Annotated in this window: 23 protein-coding genes, 1 tRNA gene and 1 other RNA gene; 2 read left to right on the plus strand and 23 right to left on the minus strand. The window is 62.4% G+C overall.

Annotated elements, in window-relative coordinates:
• Window positions 1–345: 345 nt before the first annotated feature.
• The 13 genes from PSN43_RS02600 to PSN43_RS02660 all read right to left on the minus strand — a co-directional run bounded on the left by PSN43_RS02600 (window position 346) and on the right by PSN43_RS02660 (window position 12,254).
• Window positions 346–1,614: a peptidoglycan-binding domain-containing protein gene (locus PSN43_RS02600; protein WP_272699158.1), complete on the minus strand. Its 1,269-nt coding sequence runs from the start codon at window positions 1,612–1,614 to the stop codon at window positions 346–348.
• Window positions 1,615–1,629: 15 nt separating this feature from the next.
• Window positions 1,630–2,700, minus strand: coding sequence for a hypothetical protein (locus PSN43_RS02605; RefSeq protein ID WP_272699159.1), 1,071 nt, complete (start codon window positions 2,698–2,700; stop codon window positions 1,630–1,632).
• 31 nt (window positions 2,701–2,731) lie between these two features.
• Window positions 2,732–4,396, minus strand: a complete 1,665-nt coding sequence (locus tag PSN43_RS02610) for a TolB family protein (RefSeq protein WP_272699160.1) — start codon at window positions 4,394–4,396, stop codon at window positions 2,732–2,734.
• 530 nt (window positions 4,397–4,926) lie between these two features.
• Window positions 4,927–5,196, minus strand: a complete 270-nt coding sequence (fliQ, locus tag PSN43_RS02615; RefSeq protein ID WP_272699161.1) for a flagellar biosynthesis protein FliQ — start codon at window positions 5,194–5,196, stop codon at window positions 4,927–4,929.
• 82 nt (window positions 5,197–5,278) lie between these two features.
• A complete protein-coding gene (fliP, locus tag PSN43_RS02620) occupies window positions 5,279–6,040 on the minus strand; it encodes a flagellar type III secretion system pore protein FliP (protein WP_272699162.1) in 762 nt (253 codons plus the stop codon).
• Window positions 6,033–6,413, minus strand: a complete 381-nt coding sequence (gene fliO / locus PSN43_RS02625; protein WP_272699163.1) for a flagellar biosynthetic protein FliO — start codon at window positions 6,411–6,413, stop codon at window positions 6,033–6,035. Before fliO ends, fliP begins: the two co-directional genes overlap by 8 nt.
• Complete coding sequence (gene fliN / locus PSN43_RS02630) at window positions 6,406–6,930, minus strand: flagellar motor switch protein FliN (RefSeq protein ID WP_272699164.1); 525 nt, start codon at window positions 6,928–6,930, stop codon at window positions 6,406–6,408. Before fliN ends, fliO begins: the two co-directional genes overlap by 8 nt.
• Window positions 6,931–7,014: 84 nt before the next feature.
• On the minus strand, window positions 7,015–7,515 hold the full coding sequence (locus PSN43_RS02635; RefSeq protein WP_272699165.1) for a flagellar basal body-associated FliL family protein: 501 nt from the start codon (window positions 7,513–7,515) through the stop codon (window positions 7,015–7,017).
• Between the two features lie 78 nt (window positions 7,516–7,593).
• Window positions 7,594–8,319, minus strand: a complete 726-nt coding sequence (locus tag PSN43_RS02640; protein WP_272699166.1) for an OmpA/MotB family protein — start codon at window positions 8,317–8,319, stop codon at window positions 7,594–7,596.
• Between the two features lie 2 nt (window positions 8,320–8,321).
• A complete protein-coding gene (locus PSN43_RS02645) occupies window positions 8,322–9,143 on the minus strand; it encodes an OmpA/MotB family protein (RefSeq protein WP_272699167.1) in 822 nt (273 codons plus the stop codon).
• A 24-nt stretch (window positions 9,144–9,167) separates the two neighbouring features.
• Window positions 9,168–9,929 carry a motility protein A gene (locus PSN43_RS02650; RefSeq protein ID WP_272699168.1) on the minus strand — a complete coding sequence of 254 codons (762 nt, stop codon included), beginning with the start codon at window positions 9,927–9,929 and terminating at the stop codon, window positions 9,168–9,170.
• Window positions 9,930–9,947: 18 nt separating this feature from the next.
• Window positions 9,948–10,655 carry a YggS family pyridoxal phosphate-dependent enzyme gene (locus PSN43_RS02655; protein ID WP_272699169.1) on the minus strand — a complete coding sequence of 236 codons (708 nt, stop codon included), beginning with the start codon at window positions 10,653–10,655 and terminating at the stop codon, window positions 9,948–9,950.
• 468 nt (window positions 10,656–11,123) lie between these two features.
• The gene (locus tag PSN43_RS02660) at window positions 11,124–12,254 is read right to left on the minus strand and encodes a twin-arginine translocation signal domain-containing protein (RefSeq protein ID WP_272699170.1); all 1,131 of its coding nucleotides are present in this window, start codon (window positions 12,252–12,254) and stop codon (window positions 11,124–11,126) included.
• Between the two features lie 368 nt (window positions 12,255–12,622).
• On the opposite strand from PSN43_RS02660, the gene topA reads away from it, so the two are divergent.
• Window positions 12,623–15,034, plus strand: a complete 2,412-nt coding sequence (topA, locus tag PSN43_RS02665) for a type I DNA topoisomerase (protein WP_272699171.1) — start codon at window positions 12,623–12,625, stop codon at window positions 15,032–15,034.
• Between the two features lie 347 nt (window positions 15,035–15,381).
• Window positions 15,382–16,059 carry a 16S rRNA (guanine(527)-N(7))-methyltransferase RsmG gene (locus PSN43_RS02670; RefSeq protein ID WP_272699172.1) on the plus strand — a complete coding sequence of 226 codons (678 nt, stop codon included), beginning with the start codon at window positions 15,382–15,384 and terminating at the stop codon, window positions 16,057–16,059.
• Between the two features lie 362 nt (window positions 16,060–16,421).
• Here PSN43_RS02670 and PSN43_RS02675 read toward each other — a convergent pair whose 3' ends face one another.
• The 10 genes from PSN43_RS02675 to PSN43_RS02720 all read right to left on the minus strand — a co-directional run bounded on the left by PSN43_RS02675 (window position 16,422) and on the right by PSN43_RS02720 (window position 25,888).
• Window positions 16,422–17,381, minus strand: coding sequence for a nickel/cobalt transporter (locus tag PSN43_RS02675; RefSeq protein WP_272699173.1), 960 nt, complete (start codon window positions 17,379–17,381; stop codon window positions 16,422–16,424).
• Complete coding sequence (locus PSN43_RS02680) at window positions 17,378–18,106, minus strand: DUF1007 family protein (protein ID WP_272699174.1); 729 nt, start codon at window positions 18,104–18,106, stop codon at window positions 17,378–17,380. Before PSN43_RS02680 ends, PSN43_RS02675 begins: the two co-directional genes overlap by 4 nt.
• Window positions 18,107–18,242: 136 nt before the next feature.
• Window positions 18,243–19,700, minus strand: a complete 1,458-nt coding sequence (cysS, locus tag PSN43_RS02685; RefSeq protein ID WP_272699175.1) for a cysteine--tRNA ligase — start codon at window positions 19,698–19,700, stop codon at window positions 18,243–18,245.
• 43 nt (window positions 19,701–19,743) lie between these two features.
• Entirely contained in the window at window positions 19,744–20,625 is an 882-nt protein-coding gene (locus PSN43_RS02690) for a hypothetical protein (protein WP_272699176.1), read from the minus strand.
• Window positions 20,626–20,627: 2 nt separating this feature from the next.
• Window positions 20,628–21,812, minus strand: coding sequence for a 2-C-methyl-D-erythritol 4-phosphate cytidylyltransferase (ispD, locus tag PSN43_RS02695; protein WP_272699177.1), 1,185 nt, complete (start codon window positions 21,810–21,812; stop codon window positions 20,628–20,630).
• A 73-nt stretch (window positions 21,813–21,885) separates the two neighbouring features.
• An RNA gene (gene rnpB / locus PSN43_RS02700) (RNase P RNA component class A) lies at window positions 21,886–22,243 on the minus strand.
• 12 nt (window positions 22,244–22,255) lie between these two features.
• Window positions 22,256–22,996, minus strand: coding sequence for a zinc ribbon domain-containing protein (locus PSN43_RS02705; protein WP_272699178.1), 741 nt, complete (start codon window positions 22,994–22,996; stop codon window positions 22,256–22,258).
• Between the two features lie 45 nt (window positions 22,997–23,041).
• Entirely contained in the window at window positions 23,042–24,097 is a 1,056-nt protein-coding gene (locus PSN43_RS02710) for a Nif3-like dinuclear metal center hexameric protein (RefSeq protein WP_272699179.1), read from the minus strand.
• Between the two features lie 110 nt (window positions 24,098–24,207).
• A tRNA-Ile gene (locus PSN43_RS02715) sits at window positions 24,208–24,283 on the minus strand.
• Between the two features lie 213 nt (window positions 24,284–24,496).
• A complete protein-coding gene (locus PSN43_RS02720) occupies window positions 24,497–25,888 on the minus strand; it encodes an MATE family efflux transporter (protein WP_272699180.1) in 1,392 nt (463 codons plus the stop codon).
• Window positions 25,889–26,116 lie beyond the last annotated feature (228 nt).

A 26,116-nucleotide genomic window follows, 5' to 3' on the forward strand; every position in this document is an offset into this window, starting at 1 on the left:
TCGGCGTGCGCGAGTTATCCTGTCCGCAATCCCTTTTCCGTTCCGTGTTTTCGACGCATCCGCCGAAAGCGGAAGAGCCGGGCGCGGGCACAATGAAAGTGTTCCATATAGCCAACTCCCCGCTTGCGAGGCGAAACGGCGCGGAGCGAGAAAATCCCGCGCCGAAGGCGCATATAAGGGATGCAAGGGTGCGAGCCCTTGCCCGCCGGAGGCGAAATCATCCGACTATTGCCGTGAAGCGGCTTTCACCACCTGATCTTCCTCTTCGGGAAATTAAATTGGGAATTCCCAAATAAAAGGGCGGCCCGCATGGACCGCCCCAAGTTTTCAGTGCAGGGAGGATGGCTAGTTGAAGAGCCTGTTCTGCACGTCCATGTCCCATTGGGCGGAGTCGGAGCCCATGGCGTTTTTGCGGAAAGCGCGCAGAGCACTCTGCGAGCCCTTGCCGAACAGGCCGTCTATTTTGCCCGTGTAGAATCCCTGCTTGGCGAGGGCCTGCTGTATCAGCTTGGCGTCTCCACGGTCGGCCGGGTTCAGCAGCCGTTGGGGGGCCGCCAACATTTTTCCGGAGAGCTTCTCCGCAACCCATTCCCCTCCCGGAGGGACGGAAAGACGCTGGATGTTGGCGGGCAGCTTCTGATTGGAGAAGGTGCCGATGTGCTGTTCGGTGCCGGAAGCCGAGCCGCCCTTCTTGTACAGCGCGTGGATGTAGAACGGGCGCATCTTGTCGAACAGCCGGGCAGAGCCCTGGACAATGGCCATTCTATAGCCGTCGGGGAAGTCCACGAAGTGGGGTTCGGTGGACGAGACGCCCCTCGGGAGCTTGGATTTGCTCACCTTGACGATCAGGGAGTCCACGGGTGACATCCTGTCCATGGCGAAGCAGAGGAAGGCGAAGTTGCCTTCCATGGTCTTCGGCAACAGGTCCGAGCGGGACAGCTTGTCGAAGAACGAAAGGGTGTCGTATTGAGCGATGTTTCGGGTTTCTTCTTCGGTCGCGTTCATGGAGATGCTGTTCGCCATGGCAAAGAGGAAGAAGTCGCGGAAGGTGTTCAGCTTGGGGGCGGCCGCCGCAAGGGCTTCGTATTTGACGAAGAATCCGGTGACGGACGGAAACTCCGAGAACTCGGGTGTGGCCGCGCTGTTCCGGATGACCATGGTTCCGTTGCGGTTGATGACGTAGTCGGCGAAGAACCTTTCCGAGAACGTCTGGCCGATGTCGTTCATGACGGTGAAGACACCGCCCATGGCCATGTCCAGGCCATTTTTAGGCTGTTTCGCGACGCCGACCTGGTCGATCTCGATGAGCGCGATGTCGTATCCCTTGTAGTTCGTGAACGAGTTGCGCAGATCGTGTTCGCCGTCCTTGCTGAACTTGACCGCCGATTTCAGTCCGGCGGTCGATTGCCCGCGCATTTCCAGCAGCAGGGCGGCAAGCACGACCTTGGCGTGGCCGGGCAGGTTCAGCGAGCCGATGACCTCGGTGTTCGCGATGTCTTCGGAGCTGAAGGCGGGTTCGACCGGGGCCGAGTCGACATTGATGCCGGCGGTGACGCAGGCGGACAACAGGGCGGACAAGGTCGAAACAATGATAAATGAAAACAGTCTGTTCATGATGTCTCTCCTGTCCTACCGGTGGTGTTGTTGCGTGGGAACTCCGGGGGAGTAGTTGGGAGCGGATGTTGGAGCCGACTTGGAAGTGTCGAGGTCGGCCATCGCGTTTTGCAGGGCGTCGACGCCGTATGCCTTGGCGAATTCCACCAACGCGTCGGCCGTGGCCGAACTTGTGGAGGGAACATTCCCCAGCACCTTGCCCGCAACAGCCTGCAAGGTGGTTGCGGACATGGACCTGACCACAGTCTCGGTGACGCTGTGCCCCTTGCTTTGGGAATCGGCGGCGGCGCCGATTCCGGCTCCGGCCGCGTCGAGCGTCGTTGAAATCAGGAGCAGCTTCGCCGCCTGGGCCGTGGTGAGGGTGGCGGCTCCAACACCGCCTACCACGACGCCTCCCGCAACGGCCACCCATTTGACCATCTCGGCGCGCTGCATGTTCCTGTCATGGGCGTCCGCCTCGTTCATGGCGACCCGCGAATGCTGCAACAAGGCTTCGATCATTTTTTCGGTCGCCTCCTTGCGGATGGCGTCCGCGTCCTTGTTGAAGGTGTCCCTGAGCCTGTCCCGCTGGTCCTGGGTCAGGCTGTCGTCGCCCTCTTCAGCACGCCCCAGCTCCGCCCCGGCAACGATCGCCTCGGTGCTTTGCTTCAGGAATTCGTTCTGCTTCCGGGTGAGCTTTTTCCACATGTTGAAGTATTCGCTCTCCTTTTCCATGGAGTTGTCCCCGTCACGGATTTCCTGTTCGAGCTCCCTGAGCTTCTTCTTGGCCAGATTAAGCTGTTTGCGTTTGATCTCGGCCATTTTTTCAGCTTGCTTGAGACGGTCCTGTGCCTCCTTGATGGAGCGTTCCAGTTCTTCCTTTTGCTGCGGCGTTCCGAAGGCGCGGATCAAATCCGCCTGGGAAAGGGGGCCGAAGCCGCTGTCCTGACCCGAGCCGCCGACATCGCCGCCTCCTCCTCCGTCTCCTCCCCCGCCTCCACCACCCCCGCCCCCGCCTCCGTAGGCGTGGGCATGGCCGCCGGATACGGCGAGGACCATCATGAATACGATGCAACCTAGCAACCGCAGTGTGATTCCGTTCCTCATAGCTTCCTCGTTTGTAAATGAATATGAAAGGTTATCGGATGTTTCCCGATTTGGACTGCCGACTCCCATCCAGGTGGAAGCCAAATCGGATGCTCCGTAGGTCCGCAAAGGATTCCGGCACGAACTCGGGGACCATGGCCGCCATGGATTCCGAGCTGTACCGGAATAATCTGATCGAGGGGCTGGATTGCCCCTGCTCGTCGATATGGGTCAGGAACAGCTCCGTCACCGGGGAGCGGGACTTGCCGGCAAAGACCAGCCACCGTCCGTTTGGCGACCAACTGTGCCACGAATTCATGCCTTCGACGTTCCCGGCCAGCGGCTCCGCGTTCCCGCCCGCCGCCGGGACGATCATCAGGCGGCTGAACGGTTGCAGCACGAGGCCCGTGGGGCTCTGCGTGAAGACTATCCATTCGCCGTCCGGGGAATAGCGGGCGAAATAGTTGCTCATGCCGTTGTCCGAGGCTCCTTGAAGCGGCGAGGGCTCGCCGCCGCGCCCTTCGTTGAAGGGCACTGTCCAGATGTCGAAACGAAACGGATATTTTTCGTTCAGCTCGAATATGCTTGCGGAATGGGGCTCGGCCCGCACCTGCCCGCTCGTCACGGCCTTGAGCAGCGTCGGGTCTATCGGCGCGCGGGAAAAGGCCACGGTCCGGCCGTCCGGGCTGAAGGCCGGGGAGGTCTGCACGCACCGTTCGTCGGCGGCTCCCGCCAGGTTCGCATGACGGGCCTCGTCGACGTCGTACACGCCGATGAAGCCGGTGACGGGATAGAAGAGCTGAGAGAACGCCTTGTCGTCGAGGCTGACGAAGAGGGAGTGTTCCCCCACGGTGGAAACCGCGTAACGGCCCGAGGGAGACAAGGCGGTGAAAAGTCCGAAGCTGTATGGCGCTCCCGCCGGAGTCGGCCTGTCGTTCCACGAGACAAGGTCTTCCCGGGCGACCGTGGCCCGGTCCTTGTCGCGGATGAGCATGTAGTTTCCCTTGTCGCCGTCTATGTCCACGTCCATGCCGAGGACGCTGCCCCCGGAGGCGAAAGCGTGGCAGTTGCCGCAGACGGGGAGCCCGTCCATGACCAGGGCCGCTTCGCCAGGCTGGGCGGGGTCGGCCAGCAGCCATTGCGTCAGTTCGGGGTGGGCTTGCCCCACGGCGAAGGGCACGGGTTTGCGCAGGAAGAATATCTTGGCTCCGATCGGGTCCGGGCTGAAAACGATTCGAAGGGACGCTTCTCCTTCGATGGTCCGTCCGTCCCACCCCCCGACGGAGGCGACGCATACGCGCAACGCCGCGTCCTGCCCGTTGGCCGCACGGGATTGCATCGCACCCCATTGTCCGGCGGTCGGAATCCAGTGTCCCGATCTGGTCAGCACGCTGAACAGCGGTTCGTCTTCGGCGTATACGGTGATCTTCCAGGCCGCGGGTTTTTCCGCGGCGACCCACCAGAACAGCGGGGAGGCTATGTCGGGGGGAAACAGGGAGTCCGGCAGGGGTTCCACCCATTTGAGCGAGGCGGGCGGCTGAGGTTTTTCGGGAGATTCCGGCGGATAATGGATGGATGCCGCGAATGATCGGGCTTCGGGTTCGGGCATGGAGGCGAAGGCGTCCAGAAAATGGATGTCCGCCGAGGCCAGTGCCGACGCCGGAGGCTGTAGGCAGCACCAGGCCGCGATGACGGCGGCGAGGAGCAGGCTGCGCATGCTCGCGCACGCCGGGGCCGTTCTCTTATAGGCGTCGGGTTTAGGGGGCGCCCGGCGGGGTTGCCGGGATTTTTGAGCGAAACAGGATGGATGGAAACAGGATGGATGGGAATAGTATAAAAGCCGCTTGGACGCGGTGAGCGTTGCACAAAATACCAATAAAGACGGCTGCTTCACAGATTGATCCCCTTCCGTTTCCGCATGTGGCGCTGCCGTGCGCAATTTCAGTTGAGAAAGAGGAGGGGAACAATGTGGCTCCATCCGGAATTTTCAATCAGCTCCCTGTTCGCGGGTGTCAACCGCCGTTCGACAACGCGCAAGGAAGCTTCAAGCATTGGATACCGGAGATAAGCCTTTCGTGCAGGTCTCCCCTCCTGCCGGACGCCGACCAGTTCGATATTCTCAGCCTGCCATACCTAGCATTGGATTGAACGTATCGTCAATTGATGCGGTGTTTAAACTGCCTCATGGGAGGGGAAGCAGGCTCGGCTGGAAGGGGGGTGCGGCGCGCGTGAAGAGGGGGCGACGCGCTAGCGGATGTAGTTCGGCAGGTTGAGGAAGAGGTTTGTGGTGTATGAAGTCATCTTGTCCATGATCCATGGGAAGGCCACGAGCAGGGCCAGGAAGATGGCGATGATCTTCGGCACCATGGTCAGGGTCATTTCCTGGATTTGGGTTGCGGCCTGGATGATGGAAATGAGAATGCCCACGGCCATGCCGATGCCGAGCATGGGCAGGGAGATAACCAAGGTCATTTCAATGGCCTGCCGAGCGAAACCGACGACGAATTCCGGTGTCATTTCAGGCCCTCCTTGCCGGGGCGGTTGAGGTTATGGGCAGGAGTCCGGACGGACCACTCCCCGGGCAACGCGGGGCGTCCGGTCACTGGAAGGTGTTGACCAGGGAGCCCACCAGCAGGTTCCAGCCGTCGATGAGGATGAACAGCAGAATCTTGAACGGCAACGAGATCATCACCGGAGGCAGCATCATCATGCCCATGGCGAGCAGGATGGAGGCCACCACCATGTCGAGGATGAGAAACGGGATGTAGATGAGGAAGCCTATGGTAAAGCCCGTCTTCAGCTCCGAGATGGTGTAGGCGGCCACCAGCATGATGGTCGGCACATCCTCCTTGCTCTCGGGGCGCGGTTCCTTGGTGATGGAGTAGAAGATCGACAGGTCCTTCTCGCGGGTATGCTTGAACATGAACGCGCGGATGGGTTCCTGGGCGCGGGTCAGCGCCTCGGTGAAATTGATGGTCTCGTCCATGTACGGCTGGAGTGCGGTCTCGTTGATGGCCTTGCCCACCGGGTACATGATGACCATGGTCATGAAGATGGCCAGGGCGGCCAGGACCTGGTTGGGCGGCATCTGCTGGGTGCCCATGGCTTGCCGGATGAAGTGGAAGACGATGATGATCCGGGTGAAGGAGGTCATGGTCAGCATGATGGCCGGGGCCACGGACAGAACGGTCAGCAGGAAGAGAATTTCAAGCAGGGTCGAGACTTCCTGCGGGTCGGCCTGACCTGCGGCCAGCTCCATGGACAGCTTGGGAATGATCGGAGCCTGCGCCCAGGCCAGGGCCGGAAGGAGCACGGCGGCCAGGACCGCCAGCAGGGTCAGGAGACGCGCTCGGCTACTCATGGCCTGCGTTCCTCTTGAGGATCGACGCGAAGCTTTTGCGCTCCGGCCTGTCCGGCTCGGGAGCTGCCTCCGATTCGGAAAGCAGGGTGATTTCGTGTTCGGTCACGCCCAGCAGCAGATCCTTGTCGCGGTACCGGACCACGGCCAGGGACTGGCGGTTGCCGAGCATGAGGCGGTTGACCAGCCTCGGGCCGCCGGGACCTCCGGAAGTCAGCGCGCCGGGCACGCCGAATCGCTTGAGCAGCCAGTAAGCCAGAAAAATGACGCCGAGCAGCAGGAACAGGTATCCGGCGGTGGTCAGGAGGGTGGTCCCGGAATCCACGGCCGGAAGCTGCATGGGGGCGGCGGAGCCGACCGGGGCCGGGCTAGCCAAGCTGCTTCACCCGCTCGATGGGGCTGATGATGTCCGTCAGCCGGATGCCGAATTTCTCGTTGATGACCACGGCTTCGCCGCGCGCGACCAGCTTGCCGTTGACGTAGATTTCTAGCGGTTCGCCGGCCAACTTGTTCAGCTCGACCACCGAGCCCTGTCCCAATTGCAGAAGCTCGTTGATGAGAAGCTTGGTACGGCCGAGTTCGGCCGAGACTTCCAGCGGAATGTCCAGAATGAAGTCCAGGTCCCGCTTGCCGGAGGTGCTTCCGGCCTTGGCGTCCGGGCCCATGTCGGTCAGGTCGTAGTCGTGGGTCCGGGTGGACAGGAACGCCTGCTCCTTTTCGTGCCTGACTTCCTCCTGCTCGGACTCGGCCAGGGCAGCGGCCCATTCGTCGGCCAGGGCTTCGTCGTCGTTCCCCATGTTGGCGCTCCCCGCCTCGGAGGGATCGGTCACGTCGCCGCTTTCCAGGAGGGCGTCGGCCCATTCCTGCGCGAGTTTGTCCTGATCGTCAGCCATGTCGCTCACCTCATTGAATACGTTGTTCTCCGTCCGGGCCGTCAAAAACCGGGACGTCCCGATGCGGAACTAGCAAGAAGCGTGCTACTGGATGACCATTTCCGTGATGTAGACCCGCAATACGCCGCCGTTGCCGATGATCTGATTGAGGCGGTCCGCGATCTCCTGCTTGAGCTCCACCTTTGCCTGCATGGTGGACAGGCCGTCGTAGGTCTTGCTCGAAAGGAGCAGGAGCAGAGTATCCTTGATCTTGGCCTCGTACTTGGTCAGCGCGGCCTGGGCGTCGCCGTCGCGCACCTCGACCTCAACGCCGAGTTTCAGGTACCGGCGGCCGAGGGGGTCGGCCAGGTTGACCAGGAACGTGGGCAGGGCCACGATCTGACCCTCCAGTTGCTCGGCCGGTTGGGCGGGATCGCCCGCGGCGTCGTTCTGGGCGGCCGTGTTCTCGTCGGGCGCGGCGATGAACATGGTGTAGCCGAAATATCCGCCCACACCGAGTCCCGCCAGCAGAACGACGATGATGATCCACTTGAGCAGACCGCTCTTTTTCTTTTTCCCGTCTTCCCGGATTTCGTCTTCAGCCATGGCAGCTTTCCTTCCTGCTGGATGTTGTCAAAATGCTTATCGTCAATCGTCGCAATTTTCCAGGCCAATTCTTGGCCGCTAGTAGCCGCCGATGGGACGGGCGGTCTTGAGCAGTATCTCCACCCGCCGGTTCTTGGGCGAGGCCGTGGCCCTGCCCGTCCCGTCGACCACCGGGAAGGCGTCTCCGTAGGCGGACAGGGAGAATCGCGAGTTGGGCACGCCCTTGTCCACAAGATAGGCCAGCACTGCCAGGGCGCGGTCGCCGGACAGTTCCAGCGGCGTCCGCGCCGCGTCGGAGGCGTCGGTGAATCCGGCCACGTTGATGGGCGCGTCGGTCTGGGTCATCATCGGCACCAGCCGGTCCATGAGGAACCTGCCTCCGTCGGAGAGCTCGGCCGCGCCGGGCGCGAAAAGAATCTGGTCGGAGAAGACCAGGGCCACGCCGTCCTGCTTGGCCAGGACGTCGAGGTTGTCGTCAAGCCGGGACTTGCTGATCTCGTCGGGCAGGGTGTCGTCCGGGAAGAGAAGGTCCTTGATCCGCTGCTGCTTGTCCAGGACTTCCCACGGCTTTTCCATGAGTTCCACGACCAGCCGGTCCTTGACGTTGACCCGGCCCGAGCCGCGCTTGTCGAGCAGGCCGAGGTCCGCCGTGGTCAGCGTGACCTTGGTCAGGATGGCGTTGTCCATGGAGGCCATGGACAGGAGCAGGACGAAGAACGTCAGCAGCAGGGTCATGAGGTCCGAAAACGTCACCAGCCACAGGGCCAGAGGCGGACACGGCTCTTCTTTTTTCTTTCTGGCCATGGCTAGCGCAGCTCCGCCGGGGTGGAAACGTCGAATTCGAAGCCGTCGACGCTCATGGTGTCGTCCCGGCGCGGAGGCGCGGGCGCGGTTTCGACGATGCGGTCGCCGAGGCGGCTGGAACGCTTGTCCAGGACGATGTCCACCCGCCGGTTGCGGGCGCGGTTCTCCGCTGTGTTCGGCGGGTAATGGGGCCGGTATTTGCCGAAGGCCTCCACCCGGAGCATGTCCGGGCTCATGCCGTTGGCCAGCAGGTAGCTGTAGATGGCCAGCGTCCGGTTGAGAGAAAGCTTCCAGGAGAGGTCCGGGTTCCGTTCGTCGTCGCCCGGCTGATAGTTCATTCCGAGTTCGTCGCGCATGTCAGAGGTGTGCCCGGCCAGGAGCAGGGGATATTCGACCTGCCGCAGCAGGGGCATGAAGCGGTCCAGGGTGGCCCGTCCGGCCGGACTCAGGGCCGAGCCGTCGGATCCGAAAAGGAGGCTGGCGTTGATGGACAGAATCTGGACGAACCTGTTCGAGGAAAAGTTGATGTCGGCGTCCACGTTCTCCCATTTCAGGGACTGGAGCGGCTCCAGGTCGCCGGAATCCATGGGGCCCGGCTCCACGGTCTTCTTGGTGTCTTCCTTGGAAAACGTGTCGTAGCTCTGCTTGTTGAAGCCGAAGGTGCCGATGATGGAGCCGAGCGCCACCAGCTTTCGCCGCTGGTCGATGGTGGCCATGGAGACGAGCAGGATGAAGAAGGTCAGCATAAGCGTCATGCAATCCGCGAACGTGACCATCCACAGAGGGATTCCCTCGCATTCCTGTTTTTTCTTCTTCTTGGCCATGGCGCGCCCCCTCGGGCGGGATGGTTAATCGGAGACGATGCGGTCTTTGGGCGGCAGGTAGCTGTTCAGCTTTTCCTCGATGATGCGCGGGTTCTCGCCCTTGGATATGGATAAAATGCCCTCCATTATCATTTCGCGGAGGAGGATTTCCTCCTTGCTGCGCGCCTTGAGCTTGCCCGCCATGGGGTTGAGGATCAGGTTCGAGATGATGGCGCCGTAGAGGGTGGTGAGCAGGGCCACGGCCATGGCCGGGCCGATGGAGGACGGGTCGCTCATGGTCTGGAGCATCTGGACCAGGCCGATGACCGTGCCGATCATGCCCATGGCCGGAGCCAGGGTCCCGAGGGCGGCGACCACGTCCGCGCCGGTGGCGTGCCGCTCGCTCAGGTAGGATATCTCGGTTTCGAGGATTTCCTGGATGGTCTGGGGCTCGAGGCCGTCAACGGTCAGTTGCAGCCCCTTGCGCATGTAGTCGTCGTCTATTTCCTTGATGAGCGGCTCCAGGGACAGGATGCCCTCGCGGCGGGCGCGGTTGGCGTAGTCCTTGAAACGGTCGATGACCTCGGCCGGGGAATCCAGGCTGGAGAAGAAGGTGTTCTTGATGACCCCGATGACCCCGATGATGTAGTTCATGGGGTAGTTGACCAGGCCCGCTCCGAGGGTGCCTCCCACCACGATGAGCAGGGACGGCACGGACACGAAGATAATCAGGCTGGAGCCGGTCATGATTGCCGACAGGACCAGCCCGAAGGAGAGGACGATGCCTATTATGGTACCCAGATCCATGCTGTCTCCGCTTTATTCTCAATCGCGCGGCGGCCGCGCCCCGAATATTCTCGTGCCGATGCGCACCAATGTCGCCCCCTCCTGTACGGCCGGGACGAAATCCCCTGTCATGCCCATGGAAAGATGGGGCAGCTTCATGCCCAACCGAGTTTCGAGCCGGCCGTGCAGCTCCCGCAGCCGGGCGAAAACCGGCCTGGCGCGTTCCGGGTCGTCGAAAAACGGCGGCATGGTCATCAATCCGGCGAGCCGCAGCCCTTTCATGCCGAGGATCTCCTCGGCCAGTTCGGGAAGCCGTTCGGTTTCGACTCCCGACTTCTGCGTTTCGCCCGCGATGTTCACCTGGATCAGAATATCCTGCACCGTGTCCAGGCTCACGGCCTTGTTGTGCAATGCACGGGCCAGCTTGGAGGAGTCCACGCTGTGCACCAGGGCGAACTTCCCGGCCACGTACTTGGCCTTGTTGGTCTGGAGTCCGCCGATGAAATGCCAGTGGACGTCCAGTCCGGCCAGCTCCTCCTGTTTGGACAGGGCCTCCTGCACGTAGTTTTCGCCGAACTCGGCCTGGCCCGTTTCGGCCAGCGCCTGGATGTCCGAGGCCGGGTGCAGTTTGGAAACCGCCACCAGGGTCACGTCTTCGGGCGAACGGCCGGCCTGTTTCGCGGCGATGGCCAGCGCTTCCCGAACCTCGGCCGTCCGTTCGGCCAATTCACGTTTTCTGTCGTTCATGTCTCGCCTGTGAAATCGGAGCCTTGTCCTCACTGGCTCTTATCGGCCCGATTCTCAATTAGTTTAATGAATTAATGATAATTTTTCGCATTCGTCCAGCGTGTACAGGCTTATACCATGACTTTGCGCTCCCTAACCACCCGAAATTTTACCGGAACTGTAGCCGTTTGGAAAAGGGCAATGTTGCCGGAAAGTTAAGTCTAGATTTTCTCTAGTCAACCCGGCGTCCGTTGCGGCAAACCGATGTCGGACGCACTTCGTTCGTTTGCGGCCGACCGGCCGTGGTTTCGGCTTCGTCCATGTTCGCAAGGCGGCCTGTGCGCTCCGCTCGGCTGGGCGCAATAGAGGGGAAAAGGAATGGGGCCGGTGGGAGGGAAGGAAGAACATTCGTCAGGGGCGCTCTTCTTGCACCGGCCCCGGAGACCGCCCGGACGCGGCGGGACGCGTCCGGACGGGGTGTGATCGCCTTTAGGCGGGGGTGACTATGGAATGGATGGTGCGGACGAGTTCCGCTTCGCCCTTGGAGGCGTAGGTTTCGTACAGGGACATGATGGTGGCCTGGGAGAAGACGTAGTTGCGGAACTGGTTGAACGGCTTGGCTTTCAGGTCGTTCTTGGAGATGCCGAAGTCGCGCATGGCCACTTTCTCCATGGTCGGGAGAATCCACTGGCAGGCGGGCACGGTAAGCACCCAGTCGTGGTCGCCGAGGTGGGTGACGAATCCTTCCTGGCGGCGGGGCAGGGGCAGGGTCTTGCCGCCCTTGTCGAGCAGGCCGTAAGCGACGGGATCGACGCCCGCGATGATGGAGGCGGCGGTCAGCCAGCCGACGACCTGGGCCTCGTCCTGCTCGGTGCGCGGATGGTTGTGGGCGCAGGCCTGGGCGACGACGACGTCGGCGGGGAGCCTGCGAGCGATGGATTCGGCAACACCCAGGGTGTGGTGTTCGCCGGTTCCGGCCAGCTTCCGCTCGGTGCGGGATTCACCGTTGGCGTCCCACTGGAAGACCCACGGCTTGTGCAGGTCGTGGAGAAGTTGCGCGGCGATGACCACGTCGCGGTCGAGCATGTAGTCGTAAACTTCGCGGTAGCCGTCATAGAGGGCGATGGACACGCGGGTGTTCAGGCCGGTGTGGGTGCACAGTCCGCCCGGGTATGCATGGTGGCTCTGGTAGCCGCTGCCGGGAGCGGAACGGAAGGGCTGGGGAGAGACATCGGCGTTGGCGGACGGCGGCAGAAAATCGGCTTCGGACACGCCCTCGATAAGTCCCTTGGCGGAAAGTTCCTTGTAGATGGCCTTCTTGTCGGAGGCGCTCATGGACTTGATGACGGAAGGCGCGGGGTTGTCCAGAATCTGCTCGACGCTGGCCCGGATGGCCGGGTTGCGGATCGCGGCGGCGGCCTTGAGGATGGATCGCCAGGAGGCGGAGACCGGGGCGGAGGCGTCGGCCATGGCCTCGGGGGTCATGGACATACACTCTTCAAGGGTGCGGGCTGCCGGGGCGGCCATGGCCCGGACGGGCACGGCGGAGACGGCGGCGGCTGCGCCCGCCAGAGCGCCCAGTTTCAGGAAATCACGACGATTGAGGTATTCGGAAGACATTCTTTTCTCCTTGAATGCAAGTGCGTTATATGATTCAAGGAACATACGCTCCGCATTCGTCGGAAGCCTTACGAACGAGTGACGGAATGTTGCCTGTGTATGAAAAAGCGGCGACAAGCCCGGTAGAATTGGCGGGGCGCGGAAAAGGGAAAAAATCGCGTTTCACCCATTATCTATATATAGAGGCTTGACGAGTTGGCGGAAAACCGGGCATAGACCCCCCTCAGTCTACCGGGAATGGTTCTCGGAAAGGCGGAGCCGAATCCGGCGGCACGAACCGGATACACAATCTTGCAGCCTGCAGAAGAGGGCGCGGATGCGGGAGCGCAATCGCGCATTTTTCCACAGTCTGATATGAGAGCCGCAACATGCCGAAAGACCTGATTATCGTCGAGTCCCCTGCCAAGGTGAAAACCATCTCCAAGTTCCTCGGAAAGGACTACATGGTGGACGCCTCGGTGGGCCACGTGCGCGATCTGCCCACCCGCGATCTGGGCGTGGACGAGGAGAACAACTTCGCCCCGCACTATGAGATCATCCAGGGCAAGGAGGATGTGGTGAAACGGCTGCGCGCGGCAGCCAAGAAGGCGGACACCGTCTATCTCGCGCCCGACCCGGACCGCGAGGGAGAAGCCATCGCCTGGCATGTCGCCGAGCTGCTCAAGCCGGTCAACGACAACATTCGTCGAATCCAGTTCAACGAAATCACGTCCCGGGCGGTCAAGGACGCTCTCGAACATGCCCAGGACCTCAACGAGAACCTCTTCGACTCCCAGCAGGCCCGGCGCATCCTGGACCGGCTGGTGGGCTACAAGATTTCGCCCATCCTGTGGAAGAACGTGAAGCGCGGCATTTCGGCGGGCCGTGTGCAGTCCGTGGCCCTCAAGATTCTGGTGGAGCGCGAGAAGGAGCGTCGCGCCTTCAAGGCCGACGAATACTGGCCCTTCAAGGTCCTTCTGGAAGGGGAGAATCCGCCGCCGTTCTGGATGGATCTGCACAAGCTCGAAGGCAAGGCCGTCAAGCCTGGCGTCAACCATGTGTCCAACGCGGACCAGGCCGAGACCTTGCAGGAGCAGTTGGAGAAGGGCGAGTTCGTTGTGGACTCCGTGCAGGAGAAGCAGCGCAAGCGCCAGCCCCTGCCGCCGTACATCACCTCCACCCTGCAACAGGACGCCAACCGGCGCATGGGCTATTCCGCCAAGCGGACCATGTCCATCGCCCAGCGGCTGTACGAGGGCGTCGAGCTCGGCACGCGCGGCACCACCGCGCTCATCACCTACATGCGTACCGACTCCGTGCGTATCGCCCAGGAGGCGCAGGAAGCCGCGAAGGAATTGATTCTTGAGCAGTTCGGCGCGGATTACTATCCTCCGAAGACCCGGAATTTCAAGACCAAGGGCGGCGCGCAGGACGCGCACGAAGCCATCCGGCCCGTCGACGTGACCATCACGCCGGAGAGCGTGAAGAGCTACCTGCCGTCCGAGCAGTACAAGCTCTACCGGCTCGTCTGGCAGCGGTTCGTTGCCTCGCAGATGGCTTCGGCGACCTTCTGGGACACCACCGTGCTTGTCTCGGCCCCGCAGACCGTGTGGCGCGCCAAGGGCGAGCGGCTGCTTTTCGCCGGTTTCCTGGCCGCCATGGACAAGGCCAAGTCCGAAGAGGACGTGGAGCTGCCCAAGCTGGGCGAGGGCGAGACGCTCAAGCTGAACGAGCTGAAGAAGGAACAGAAGTTCACCCAGCCGCCGTCCCGCTATTCGGAAGCTTCCCTGGTCAAGACCCTGGAGGAGCTGGGTATCGGGCGGCCGTCCACCTATGCGGCCATCATCTCCACCCTGCTTGAGCGCGAGTACGCCAAGCTGGAGGAAAAGCGGTTCGTGCCCACCGAGCTGGGCTTCACCGTGTCCGATCAGCTTTCCGAGCACTTCCAGGCCCTCATGGACGTGGGCTTTACCGCCCAGATGGAATCCCTGCTCGACGATGTGGCGGACGGCAAGAAGAACTGGGAGGAGTTGCTCAGGAATTTCGGCAGCGACTTCTATCCCACTCTCGAAAAAGCCCGTACCGAGATGGGACGCTCCCAGCAGGTCACGGACGTCACCTGCGAGAACTGCGGCAAGCCCATGGCCATCAAGTTTGGCAAGACCGGCGAGTTCCTGGGCTGCACCGGCTTTCCCGCCTGCCGGACCATCAAGAACTTCACCCGCGACGAAGAGGGCAACATCCACGTGGTGGAGCGCGAGAAGCCCGAGGACACCGGAGTGACCTGCGAGAAGTGCGGCCGCCCCATGGCCATCAAGCAGTCCCGGCGCGGCGAATTCCTCGGTTGCACCGGCTATCCCGACTGCAAGTCCATCGTCAACTTCACCCGCGATGAAGAGGGCAACATCAAGGTTGTGGAGTCCGAGAAGCCCGAAGTCGTCGGCGTCTGCCCCGATTGCGGCGGCGAGCTGCTGCTCAAGAAGGCCCGCACCGGCTCCCGGTTCATCGCCTGCTCCAACTATCCGGACTGCACCTACGCCGCGCCGTTTTCCACGGGCGTGCAGTGCCCGCGTGAAGGCTGCTCGGGCGAGCTGGTGGAAAAGTCCTCGCGTCGAGGCAAGATATTCTACTCCTGCTCCGAATATCCCAAGTGCGACTACGCGGTCTGGAACTGGCCCATCAACGAGCCGTGCCCCAAGTGCGGGCATTCCATCCTGGTGCGCAAGAACTCCAAGGACAAAGGGGACCATATCGCCTGCCCGAAAAAAGGCTGCGACTACACGCGTTCCATCGACGAATAGACGAAGCTTCCCTCAGGAGCGTATCGGCATATTCCCCCTCCCGCCGGGCATGAATCCGCACGCGGATTGCCCCGGCGGGGGATGTTCGCCCGCGCCTTTCGTTTTTTCCCAAAAAAGTTCGGATTGTTGATCCAGGTCAATGTTTTCGGGTGCGCCCTTTGCTAGAAGGGAGGCGTAGGCGGGACCTGACCATCCCCGCCGAGCATGACACATTCTCTACCAAAGGGCGGTCGCCATTGCCGCCCGAACGTCACACCCTACATCCTCCCGCGAAGGCCGCTCTCCCTCGAGCGGCCTTCCTGTGCTCGGGGCTGGATTGTTTTCGGGAAAAAAAGTATCTCCTGCCCATGCCCGATACTCGTCTCAATCCCGAAGCCGTGCTGGCCGCCGCCCGCAAACTGGGCCGCCCGGTGAATCCGGCGCAGGCCGAACAGCTCGCCGCGTACCTGGACCAACTCATCAAATGGAATCGCAAGATGAATCTTGTGGGGCCGTCCGACTGGCAAACCGTCTTCGACCGGCTGGTGGTGGATTCCCTGTTCCTGGCCGATTTCACCGCCGGGCTGCGTCTTCCCGAGCGGCCGCTTTGTCTGGACTTCGGGGCCGGAGCCGGATTGCCCGGCATCCCCCTGCGCGTCCTCTGGCAGGAAGGCGAGTACTGGCTGGTGGAGGTGCGTGAAAAACGGGCCACCTTCATGAAGAGCGTTCTGGGACGGCTCAAGCTGCCCGGCACCAATGTTTTCGCGGGTCGTGCAGAGGATGCGCTGGACCGGCTTTCCAGATCAGGCCATCAAGCGACGGCCGACCTCATTCTCAGCCGCGCCTTCATGCCCTGGCAAAAACTTCTCGATTTCATCCGTCCCATGCTTCGCCTCGACGGCGAACGGACCGGCGTGGCCGTGATCCTCTCCAACGACCCGCCTCCCGCCGAGACGGCCATCCCCGAAGGCTGGCTGCTCGGCGACGTGGCGAGCTATCCGGCGGCGGGCGGCGAACGGTTTTTCTGGTCCTTTCGAGTCCAGTGATGCCTCCGGCGGCCAGAGGGGGAACCTCTTGAGAGAGGTTCCCCCTCTGGACTCCCCCTCCAGAACTTTTTGGCGCCGCTTTGCGGAGAGCGTTGGGCGCGTCTATCCAGTCTTTTTATCCCTGAATATCTCCCACTCCATGGCGCACGTTAACCGCGAAGCGGAAAAAACACGCGCCGAAGGCGCATAAACGGGATGCAAGGGTGCGAACCCTTGCCCGCCGGAGGCGAAATCATCCGACTATTGCCGCGAAGCGGCTTTCAATGTTTGATTTTGTCTTTAGGGAGTTAAAGGGAAAGGACCCTTTTCGGAGGCTTTTCCTCTCCCTTCTCCGCCCGCCGGGGGGCGCAATCCCATCAGGCTCAGGCGAGGTTGAGCAGGGAGCCGAGGAGCAGCAGGCTTCCGGTGGCGAAGACGATGAACGCCCCGGCCAGGGAGAGAAGGCATTGTCCGGCCCTCAGCAGGGGCGATCGGGTTTGCATGAGGGCGAGCGCGGTGTCTCGGAATTTGATGGTCAGGAGGGAGACTGCGGCCAGACAGAGTCCCATGCCGAGGGCGATGGCGACCATGGCTGCGACCCCGGCGGGCGTGATGCCCAGGGAGATGCTGAAAATGAGCACCAGGGCCGCTCCGGGGCACGGGACCAGGCCCGTCGCCAGGGCCAGCCCGACGAGGCTTTTCGGGGCGTTGTTATTCTTTTGCCGGGGGGAGGGGGCCGGGGCGGAGTTGCGGCAGTTCCGCAGGACGCCCGCCAGCATGAACAGCCCCATGGTTGCGAGCAGCCCGTAGCTGATGTTTTGCAGGATCAGGCCCATGTCGTCCACGGCCCGCGAGGCCGACATCTTGAACAGGTATTTGCCGCCCAGGACCAGGACCGTGGCCGAAAGCACGTGCAGCGGCATGGACAGGTAGGCGTAGATCAGCGCTTGGCGGGGAGGCGCGTCGCGATAGAGGAAGTAGGAAGCGGCCAGAACCTTGCCGTGGCCCGGCCCCAGGGCGTGGGCCGCGCCGTATGCGAAGGCCAGTCCCATGAAAAGCCAGAACGCCTTGCCCAGGGGATTCTCGCGGATGGACTCGGCTGATCGGCTCATGGCCTGGCGCAGGGTGTTTTGCCAGGACGCTATCTCCTTCATGACCGGGGCGAGGGGCGAGAACAGGCCGTTTTCCGGGGATTCCGCCCGGTTGGTCCCGGACGCGGAGGTGAAGGGGTTTGGGGCGGCCAGCCCGGTTCCGGCCATGCCCATGGGGGCGGGACCGGCGAACATCAGGCCGGTGAGGATCAGCCCGAGAAGCAGGGCGGGAAGGGTGGTCTGTCGTCTCATGGCCTGCGGAAATTCACGATGAGGGCTTCGGGGACGATCTGCTCGTAATAATAGGCCATGGACGGCATGGTGCGGACGTTTGTTCTTAATTCGAATCGGTCGGTGGGACCGGCCGTCCGAATTGTCCCGGAGAAGCTGCCGAGCTGGACGTGGCTGGAAAATCGCTGGAAGTCGTCGGGTGAGGGCGGGGCGTCGGCGTTGAGATACAGGGGGTCGGCCGTGGGGTCGATCTGATGCCCGTTCTCGGATGCGTAGGTGACGAAGGTGTAGAAGGAGTCGTCGAACACGCCGACCACGATCTCCCTGTCGCGGTCGCTCGCCTTGACGTGACACGGAATGGTGAAGTGCCAGACCATCTTGCGGTCGTTGAGCTCCACCTTGAAGTCGGTGGCCCATTGGACCCGGAACGGTTTGCCGTCGATGCGGATGTGCGTGAAGTAGTCGTATTCCTTGATAAGCTTGAAGCTTTCGCTTTCGACCGCCTTGGCCTCGGCGGGGGTGAGCGGCCCGTCGTCGTATTTTTGTATGAGGTCGAGGATGCTGGCGGTCAGCATTTCGTCCATGTCCCATCGCTGGTGGATGCCCGCCAGTCCCTCTTCGTCAAAAACAAAGGAGACGTCGGCGGCCACAAAGGCGTGCGGGTGGGCGAAGGCCGTGGAAGGGATCAGGAAAAAGGCCGCGAGGATGGCCGGAATTATCAGGCGAAAGGGTGATGAAGCGAACATGTCTCCATGTAGGGGAAAGCGTTCATCCGGTCAAGAAATGGAGGAGGCTTCACGATTCGCGGCCGTGGGAAGGAGTGGCCGGGGGGAATGAGGGCCGGGAAAAGGAGAACTTTTCCCGGCCCTTGTGGCTTTTTTGCTAGATGACGTCCCAGGTCGCGCCCTGGGGGGTGTCGTTGACTTCCACCTGCATGGCGGCGAGTTCGTCCCGGATGGCGTCGGACTTGGCGAAGTCCTTGTCCTTGCGGGCCTGGGCGCGGGCGTCGAGTAGTTCCTGGACCTTGGCCGGTTCGATGCCGGCGCGGGCGGCGCGGTTGTCGCGCAGCTCAAGGAGAAACTCGGCGGGGTCGCGCTCGAAGATGCCGAGGACTTCGGCCCAGTCGGCCATGTCGCGCTTGATGCGGGCAAAGAGGTCGCGTCCGCCCTCGGACTTGCGGAGGTTCTTGTCCTCGGCAACGCGTCCGGCCAGACGGATGGCGGAGAACACGTGCCCCAGCGCGCCCGCGGTGTTGAGGTCGTCGGCCATGGCCTCGGTGAAACTCTTTTCGAGGTCGTCGAGTTCCTTGGTCAGCTCCTCGGGGAACGGGGATTTCTTCCAGTTCTCCTTGGCCAGCTCGACGTCGATCTGACGCAGGGCGGAGTAGATGCGCTTAAGGCCTTTTTCCGCTTCTTCGAGGGCGTCGAAGGAGAAGTCCAGCGGGCTGCGGTAGTGCATGGTCAGCAGGAAGTAGCGCAGGGTCTCGGGCAGGAATTTCGCCAGGATGTCGCGGATGGTGAAGAAGTTGCCCAGGGATTTGGACATCTTTTCGGAGTTGATCTGCACGAAGCCGTTGTGCACCCAGTAGTTGGCGAACGGTTTGCCCGTGGCCGCTTCCGACTGGGCGACCTCGTTCTCGTGGTGGGGGAAGGAAAGGTCCTGGCCACCGCCGTGGATGTCCAGCGGCAGGGGGGAGTATTTCTCGGACATGGCGGAGCACTCGAGGTGCCAGCCGGGACGGCCCCTGCCCCAGGGGGATTCCCAGGAAGGCTCGCCGGGCTTGGCGCCCTTCCACAGGGCGAAGTCGAGCGGGTCTTCCTTTTGCTCGCCGGGAGCGATGCGCGCGCCGGATTCGAGCTCGTCGATGTTCCGGCCGGACAGCTTGCCGTAGCCGTCGAAGGAGCGGACCTTGAAATACACGTCGCCGGACTCGGTGGCGTAGGCGTGGCCCTTGTCGATCAGCCGTTGGGTCAACGCGATCATCTCGGGGATGTGCTCGGTGCACTTGGGCTCCACCGTGGGCCGGAGGATGTTCAACCGGTCCATGTCCACGTAGAATTCGTTGATGAACCGCTCGGCGATCTCTCCCGCCTCCTTGCCCACCTCGTTGGCGCGGTTGATGATCTTGTCGTCAATGTCCGTGAAGTTGCGGATGAAGTTGACGTTGTACCCTTCGTGCTTGAGGTAGCGGTAGAGCACGTCGAAGACCACGCTGGAGCGGGCGTGTCCTATGTGACAGAAATCGTAGGCCGTGATGCCGCAGACGTACATGTTGACGTCATTGTTGTTGGCCGGGGTGAATTCTTCCTTTCGCCGTTTGAGGGTATTGTAGATTCTCATTGGATCACTCCATTTTTATTTCATTGGAATAGTTCGACTTCGATCAGATTCCGTCGGCAGGGCCGGTTTCAACGTGAATGTTCAGCAGGTCGAGATTCTCGAACAGGTCGCGGCCCATGAAGAAATAGAGCACAGGCACGGATTCCGCCGGGTTGGCGGATAAGGTCAGCGTGCCGGGATCGTTCAGGAACCGCTTCAGGCCGAGCATGAGTTCGCGGGCCGGTTCGTTGCCCCGGGTCTCGGCGTAGGCGGCCAGGCCGTCGAGTTCAGCGTTGATGTGGTTCATCGTGACGGCTTCGGACATGCCCGTTTTCCTGGACCAGTCGGAGCCGACCAGCTCCATGAATTCGCGGTTCCGGAACCGGAGCACGGCCGTGCGAATGCCCAGCGCGAAGCTTTGTTCCGGTCGGAAACCCGCCAGGTTGATGTTGTCCAGGGCTCCGATCAGGCTCAGTGTGCCGAGCTTGGGGTCGTCCATGGACAGTTCTTTGAGTTCCAGGATGCCGGTCTCGGGGTCGAATGTGTAGTCGAGAGCCCCGGCTCCGGACAGGGCCTCGATACCGAGGCTCTTGATGTACCCGGACCATTGGCCGAAATTTTGCGGGGTGGCGGGAATGGTCAGTCCCTTGGCCGAGATGGTCGCATAGTGGGGAATGGGGTTGTCCCGGTCGAAGGCGGAGATGCGCACCGAATCGGCCTGGAGATGCTGCCCCGAGGGAAACAGGGCGTCCACTCCCTCCAGGATCACCGCGTGGTTCGTGATGTCCACGGACAGGTCCGCATAGGACAGGGCCAGGCCGGGCGTTTCGGCCACGGTGCGCGTCAGCTCCTTGTCCACCTCGGAGTTGACGTACCATTTCAGCCCGAAGAAGCAAATGGTCGCGAAAATGACGAAGGAGGCGAGAAACTTCATCAGGCCGGACATGATTACATTTCCCTCAGTGCGGTAACGGCCGCCACGGCCTTGATGCCTTTTTTCTCGCCGGTGAAGCCGAGTTTCTCCTCGGTGGTGGCCTTGAAATTGACCTGATGGGCTTCCAGCCCCAGGAGCCGGGCGAGATTCTTGGCGATGTGGGTGGCGTGGGGGGCCAGGCGCGGGACCTGGGCGATGACGGTCAGGTCGGCGTGGACGATGCGGTTCCCGGCCCGCTCGGCCATGGTCAGGACCTCGCGCAGAAGAATGCAACTGTCCGCGTTGTCGAAATTCGGGTCGTTGTCCGGGAAGTGGGTGCCGATGTCGCCGCCGCCGAAGGTGCCGAGGATGGCGTCGGCCAGGGCGTGCAGGAGCACGTCGCCGTCGGAATGGGCCACGATGGCCGGACCGCCGGGGATGGGCACGCCGCCCAGGACCATGGGCCTGTCGCCCGTCCCGCCATAGCGGTGCACGTCGTATCCCCATCCCGTGCAGGGGACGGTGACGCGGGACGCTTCAAGCCGTTTGAGGTCTTCGGGCACGGTGATCTTGACGTTGGCGGCCTCGCCGGGGATGACGGCCACTTCGGCCAGCCGCTCGACCATGGAGGCGTCGTCCGTGACTTCCCAGCCCTCGGTCAGGGCGCGGTCGTGGGCTTCTTTCAGGAGCGCGGTCTCGAAGGCCTGGGGCGTCTGCACCGCGGCCAGTTCGGCGCGGTTCAGGGTCTCGGCAACGGTGTTTCCGGCGACTCTCTTGACCGTGTCGGTCACCGGGATGGCGGGGATGACGCCGCGCGCGCCGGATTCGAGGGCTTCGATGAGCCCCGCGACGAGCCGCGCCGAAGCAAAGGGGCGGGCCGAGTCGTGAATCAGCACACGGCCGCATTCACGCGGCAGGGCGGCTATTCCGTTGCGGACGGAGTCCTGCCGCCGTTCGCCGCCCGGGACCGCGATCCATTGCACGCCCAGTTCCTCGGTCTTGAAGAACTGGCGGAGCTCCTTTTCCTTGGAGGGGAGGTCTTCCGGCGGGAAGACGAAGACCAGCCCGCGGATTTTGGCCGCCCTGGAGAACGTCCGTGCGCAATGCCAGAACAACGGCGCGCCCTTGTATTCAAGGTATTGCTTGCGCTCGCCGCCCGTGGCCTCGGCCAGGCGGGTCCCGGCTCCGGCGGCCAGGATGATGCCCCAGATGTCGTTCATGGTGCGGTCCCTGATGTTGCCAGTGAAAAAAATGGTGCACGGGGGAGGAGAGCCTCCCCCGCGCGGTAACACAAATCGGAGCCGGTCATAAGCCGGGTTTTGTCCCCCTTTCGGGGTGGTCATCATTCCTCTAGACCGCCCGTTACCGGACGGCTCAAGCAACCAACCCGACAGCTCGGCCGGGCCGGCCTCAAACGCTGTCCTATTCGGTCTTGCTCCGGACGGAGTTCACCTGGCCTGCCGCGTCACCGCGACAGCCGGTGGGCTCTTACCCCACCGTTTCACCCTTACCTCCGGGAAACCCGGAGGCGGTCTGCTTTCTGTTGCACTTGACGGGGATCGCTCCCCCTGGGAGTTACCCAGCGTCCTGCCCTGCGGAGCCCGGACTTTCCTCCCCGGTCATAGACCGCGGCGATGACCTGCCCGACTCCGAATTTGTGTCATTATTCCTCTTCGATCGATCCGCCCGGCTGCACGAACGCCTGCCAGTAGATCAGCCGCTGGCAGTTGGGGCAGCTCAGGATCTGCTGACCCTTCTGCAGATCGTTGTAGGTCTGCGGCGGGATCATGATGTTGCAGCCCGAGCACACTCCTTCGGAGACCGGCACGATGACCGGGTGCTCCATGCGCTCACGAATGAATTCGTAGCGGCCCAGGATCGGCGGCGGCACAGCCTTGCAAGCCTTCTTGCGCTTGCGGTTCAGGGCTTCAAGCTTTTTGTTGGCCTTGTCAAGGCGTTCTTCCAGGGTAGTCTTGAGCGCTTCGTACTGTTCCTGCACGCCGCTCATCTCGTCGTTGAGAGACTGGGTGGCCTCGTCCTGGCGCAGAAGCTCTTCGCGCACGGCCGTCTGCTCGTCGTCGCGCATACGGTTGAGCTTTTCCAGGGAATCCATTTCGCGCATCATGGCGTGGTATTCCTTGGTGTTGCCCACCAGCATCAGCTTGTTCTTGGACTTTTTGATCTTGCCGGCATCTTCTTCGATCTCCACGGAGAGCTTCTTCTTCTGCTCCTGGAGGATGCCCGTTTTTTCGTCGATCCGGCCGCGGCGAACTTCGAACTCGTCGAGCTGTCCCTCAAGGTCGGTCAGCTCCTGGGGAGCCAGCTCGATCTCTTTGGTCAGTTCGAGGATTTCGTCGTCCACTTCCTGAAGGACGATCAACTGTTCAATCTGTTTCTGATACATGGATTAACCTCACTGTCTATTTAAAATCACGAAAAAGTGTTTCCCTTATCCCGCGTACACCGTGAACGGGTCCTCGCCCGGGAAGAAACGGACTTCGGCTTTGGGCATGGCTTCGGCCAGTTCCATGGCGAAACGGCGCATCATCTCCTCTTCCAGGGAGAAGTGGCCCACATCCACCACGCAGACCGGGGTTTCCACGGCAGGGTGGTACTTCATGTCCCCGGTGACGAACACGTCTGCCCCGGCGCGCGCGGCCCGCTCGATGAGGTCCGAGCCGGACCCGCCGCAGTAGGCCACGGTCCGAACGGTCTCGGGCTTCGGCCCGGCGACCAGCAGGGCGTCGCGTCGGATCAGACCGGCCAGCCTGCCCATGAAGGCGTCGAAGGCCATGGGCTGGGGCAGTTCGCCCACCTCGCCGAAACCGACCTCGCTCAACGGCGCGGTCAGGGAGCGCAGGTAGAACAGCGGACGTTTGCCCAGGGAAAATTCGATGCTGTCCGCCAACCCGCTCCAGTGCGGCTCGTCGCAGACCACCCGGACCTCGCCGGTGCGGCTCTGGGACACCGAGTGGACCCCGTCGTGGTTGGCCCAGATGTCGGCGGCCTCGCGGCTGATCGGCTCCTCGCAGTAGAAGGAGGCCTCGATCGGGGCGCGTCCGTGCTCCACTTCGAGCAGCCGTCCTCCGGTCAGCCCCAGCTCCCTGCCCAGCCAGAAGGCCGGACCGCCGGGACGGGTGTCCAGGGACGTGTGGGCTGCGTAAAGCCAGCTTCCCGATCGGATAACCGCCCGCAACGCGTCGAGGTACATGCCCTCCGCGTTCGGAGCCTTGGGTTTCATGTACAGGGGATGGTGGGTGATAACCGCGCCCGCGCCCCACTCCAGGCAACGGCAGAGCGCCGCCGGGGTGGGCTCAAGAGTCACGGCCACCTTGTCGGTCCGATCGACGGACCCGGCCACCTGCACTCCGGAATTGTCCCAGGAACTTTGGTTCGCTTCCGGAGCCAATTCTCGGAAAATCGATAAAATATCTTGAATTTTCATATAGTTACGACCATTTCCCATAAAGAGGATGCTCCCGTAGGGTTTCCCCCTCGGGAGCATCTCTTGTCCTCTTCGATCACCCGGCCGAAGGCCTTAGCGGGAGATTTCAGGATATATGCGTTCTTCAGCTTTCGGGTCTTCGACAAGCACGTCTCCCGGAAGTGGGTCGTTGGTGGGCCAGCCAGGATTCGAACCTGGGACCGACCGGTTATGAGCCGGTGGCTCTGCCAACTGAGCTACTGGCCCGCCGTGGAGTCAAGTACCATAGCCGAAATTTATTCAGGGTGTCAACTCCTCGACAGCCTGTCCCCGGTCGTTTCCGCCCGGAACATTCCGGGGCCGTTTTCAACGTCTTCGGCCTTCCGGCGCGGGCCTGGCTTGTCCGGCCCTGCCCCATCCGCGCCGCGGTGTCGGTCATCGCGGCGGGGAAAGCCCGGCCAGTGTTCGCAGGGGCCGCATTCAGGAAATTTCGAGGCTTTCCGGGCGGGCTTTGTGCGCCTCCACTTCGCCGATGGTCCGTCGCGCGAACCACAGGGCCACGGCGGCGGAGGTCCAGACGATGGCGAAGATGGTCAGCCACAAGGCGGTGATGGGGTAGCCGAGGATTTGGGTGAACAGGGTGAACAGGAGGAGCGGGGCCGCGACCTGGCGGGCGAGGCCGAGCCAGATGGCGAACATGGGGCGTTTCATGCCCTGTAGAACCGAGGTGGGCACGAATATGGCCACGTAGCCGTACAGGGTGAAGGCGTCGATGCGCAGGTAACCCGCGCCCACCTCGATGACCGCCGGGTCGCTGGTGAATATGCGCATGAGCGGTTCGGCGAAAATCAGAATGGGCACGGACAGGGGAATGAGCAGGTACGCGCCGTACAACAAATTCTTGCGGAAGTTCTCCCGTATGCGGTCGATTTTGCCCGCCCCGTAATTCTGGGCGGTGATGGTCAGCGCGGCCACACTCAGGCCGATGGTCGGCATGAGCACTATCTGGTCGATGCGGGTGGCAATGCCGTACGCCGCCGACGCCTCCGGGCCGAATCCGGACACATAGCGGAAGATAACGAAAAAGCCGAGCGCGATGGTCATGGAGTTCAGAGCCGCCGGAAATCCCTGGTGGGCAATCTGCGCGTAGATTCTCAGCCGGGGAATGAGATTCCGCCCGCCGTCGGTCTTGATGAGTCCGGTGCGGCGGGCCTTGTACGCCAGGTAGACCGCGCCCGCGCCCTGCAAGATGACCGTGGACCACGCCACTCCCGCCAGCCCCATGGCAGGCAGGCCGAAGCCGCCGTAAATGAACCACGGGTCCAGAATCACGTTCATGGCGGCCGTGAAGCAGAGTACGTTGCGCAGGCTGGCCGTGTCGCCCTGGGACTGTAGCACCGCGTTGAACAAATAAAGCGCCACGGTGACGGCGTTGCAGACGAAGATCGGGTTCATGTAGGCGAGGCAGGTTTCCAGATAATGCCCTTCGGCCCCGAGCCAGCCGAAGATGGCCGGGGAAAAGGTCAGCCCGAACCAGGCCAGGAACACGGACACGAAAATGCCGAAACTGAGCATCTGCACGGCCGTCAGCGCGGCCTGTCTGCGGTCCCGCGCGCCCAGCGCCGAACCCATGAGCGCGGTGGAGCCGGTGCCGATGCCGCTGGCCAGGGCCGTGATGATGAAAAATACGGGCAGGGACAGAGCCAGAGCGGCCTGGGCCTGGGTGTCGATGCGCCCGGCCCACCATGTGTCCGCCACGTTGAACATGGTGTGGAAGAAAAAGCCCACGCTCGAAGGCATCGCCACCTGGCGTATCACCTCGGGAATGGGCCGCGTTGTCAGGTCTGTTTTGTCCAGCGCGGTTTTGCTCATGGATACAGTGTACCCGTTTGCCCGCCGGGGATACAGCCTTTTCCCAGCTGGTTCAGCTTATTGCCCGGGGATGCCTCCGGCGGCCGGGGCGCTGCCCCGGACCCCGCCAGGGAACCTTTTGAAAAAGGTTCCCTGGACCCTCCAAAACTTTTTAGCGCGCCTGCGGCGAATGGGTAATAAATGTATGTCGTTTACCCGCGCCCACAGACCCGCGAAGCGGCACCAAAA

This window comes from Desulfovibrio sp. Fe33, from assembly GCF_028532725.1.
GTDB lineage: Bacteria > Desulfobacterota > Desulfovibrionia > Desulfovibrionales > Desulfovibrionaceae > Pseudodesulfovibrio.

Excerpts from the sequence above, each read along its gene's own strand:
- PSN43_RS02600 (WP_272699158.1), bottom strand. The coding sequence starts at position 1,614 with ATGAACAGACTGTTTTCATTTATCATTGTTTCGACCTTGTCCGCCCTG.
- PSN43_RS02605 (WP_272699159.1), bottom strand. The coding sequence starts at position 2,700 with ATGAGGAACGGAATCACACTGCGGTTGCTAGGTTGCATCGTATTCATG.
- PSN43_RS02610 (WP_272699160.1), bottom strand. The coding sequence starts at position 4,396 with ATGCGCAGCCTGCTCCTCGCCGCCGTCATCGCGGCCTGGTGCTGCCTA.
- fliQ (WP_272699161.1), bottom strand. The coding sequence starts at position 5,196 with ATGACACCGGAATTCGTCGTCGGTTTCGCTCGGCAGGCCATTGAAATG.
- fliP (WP_272699162.1), bottom strand. The coding sequence starts at position 6,040 with ATGAGTAGCCGAGCGCGTCTCCTGACCCTGCTGGCGGTCCTGGCCGCC.
- fliN (WP_272699164.1), bottom strand. The coding sequence starts at position 6,930 with ATGGCTGACGATCAGGACAAACTCGCGCAGGAATGGGCCGACGCCCTC.
- PSN43_RS02635 (WP_272699165.1), bottom strand. The coding sequence starts at position 7,515 with ATGGCTGAAGACGAAATCCGGGAAGACGGGAAAAAGAAAAAGAGCGGT.
- PSN43_RS02640 (WP_272699166.1), bottom strand. The coding sequence starts at position 8,319 with ATGGCCAGAAAGAAAAAAGAAGAGCCGTGTCCGCCTCTGGCCCTGTGG.
- PSN43_RS02645 (WP_272699167.1), bottom strand. The coding sequence starts at position 9,143 with ATGGCCAAGAAGAAGAAAAAACAGGAATGCGAGGGAATCCCTCTGTGG.
- PSN43_RS02650 (WP_272699168.1), bottom strand. The coding sequence starts at position 9,929 with ATGGATCTGGGTACCATAATAGGCATCGTCCTCTCCTTCGGGCTGGTC.
- PSN43_RS02655 (WP_272699169.1), bottom strand. The coding sequence starts at position 10,655 with ATGAACGACAGAAAACGTGAATTGGCCGAACGGACGGCCGAGGTTCGG.
- PSN43_RS02660 (WP_272699170.1), bottom strand. The coding sequence starts at position 12,254 with ATGTCTTCCGAATACCTCAATCGTCGTGATTTCCTGAAACTGGGCGCT.
- topA (WP_272699171.1), top strand. The coding sequence starts at position 12,623 with ATGCCGAAAGACCTGATTATCGTCGAGTCCCCTGCCAAGGTGAAAACC.
- PSN43_RS02670 (WP_272699172.1), top strand. The coding sequence starts at position 15,382 with ATGCCCGATACTCGTCTCAATCCCGAAGCCGTGCTGGCCGCCGCCCGC.
- PSN43_RS02675 (WP_272699173.1), bottom strand. The coding sequence starts at position 17,381 with ATGAGACGACAGACCACCCTTCCCGCCCTGCTTCTCGGGCTGATCCTC.
- PSN43_RS02680 (WP_272699174.1), bottom strand. The coding sequence starts at position 18,106 with ATGTTCGCTTCATCACCCTTTCGCCTGATAATTCCGGCCATCCTCGCG.
- cysS (WP_272699175.1), bottom strand. The coding sequence starts at position 19,700 with ATGAGAATCTACAATACCCTCAAACGGCGAAAGGAAGAATTCACCCCG.
- PSN43_RS02690 (WP_272699176.1), bottom strand. The coding sequence starts at position 20,625 with ATGTCCGGCCTGATGAAGTTTCTCGCCTCCTTCGTCATTTTCGCGACC.
- ispD (WP_272699177.1), bottom strand. The coding sequence starts at position 21,812 with ATGAACGACATCTGGGGCATCATCCTGGCCGCCGGAGCCGGGACCCGC.
- PSN43_RS02705 (WP_272699178.1), bottom strand. The coding sequence starts at position 22,996 with ATGTATCAGAAACAGATTGAACAGTTGATCGTCCTTCAGGAAGTGGAC.
- PSN43_RS02710 (WP_272699179.1), bottom strand. The coding sequence starts at position 24,097 with ATGCTCCCGAGGGGGAAACCCTACGGGAGCATCCTCTTTATGGGAAAT.
- PSN43_RS02720 (WP_272699180.1), bottom strand. The coding sequence starts at position 25,888 with ATGAGCAAAACCGCGCTGGACAAAACAGACCTGACAACGCGGCCCATT.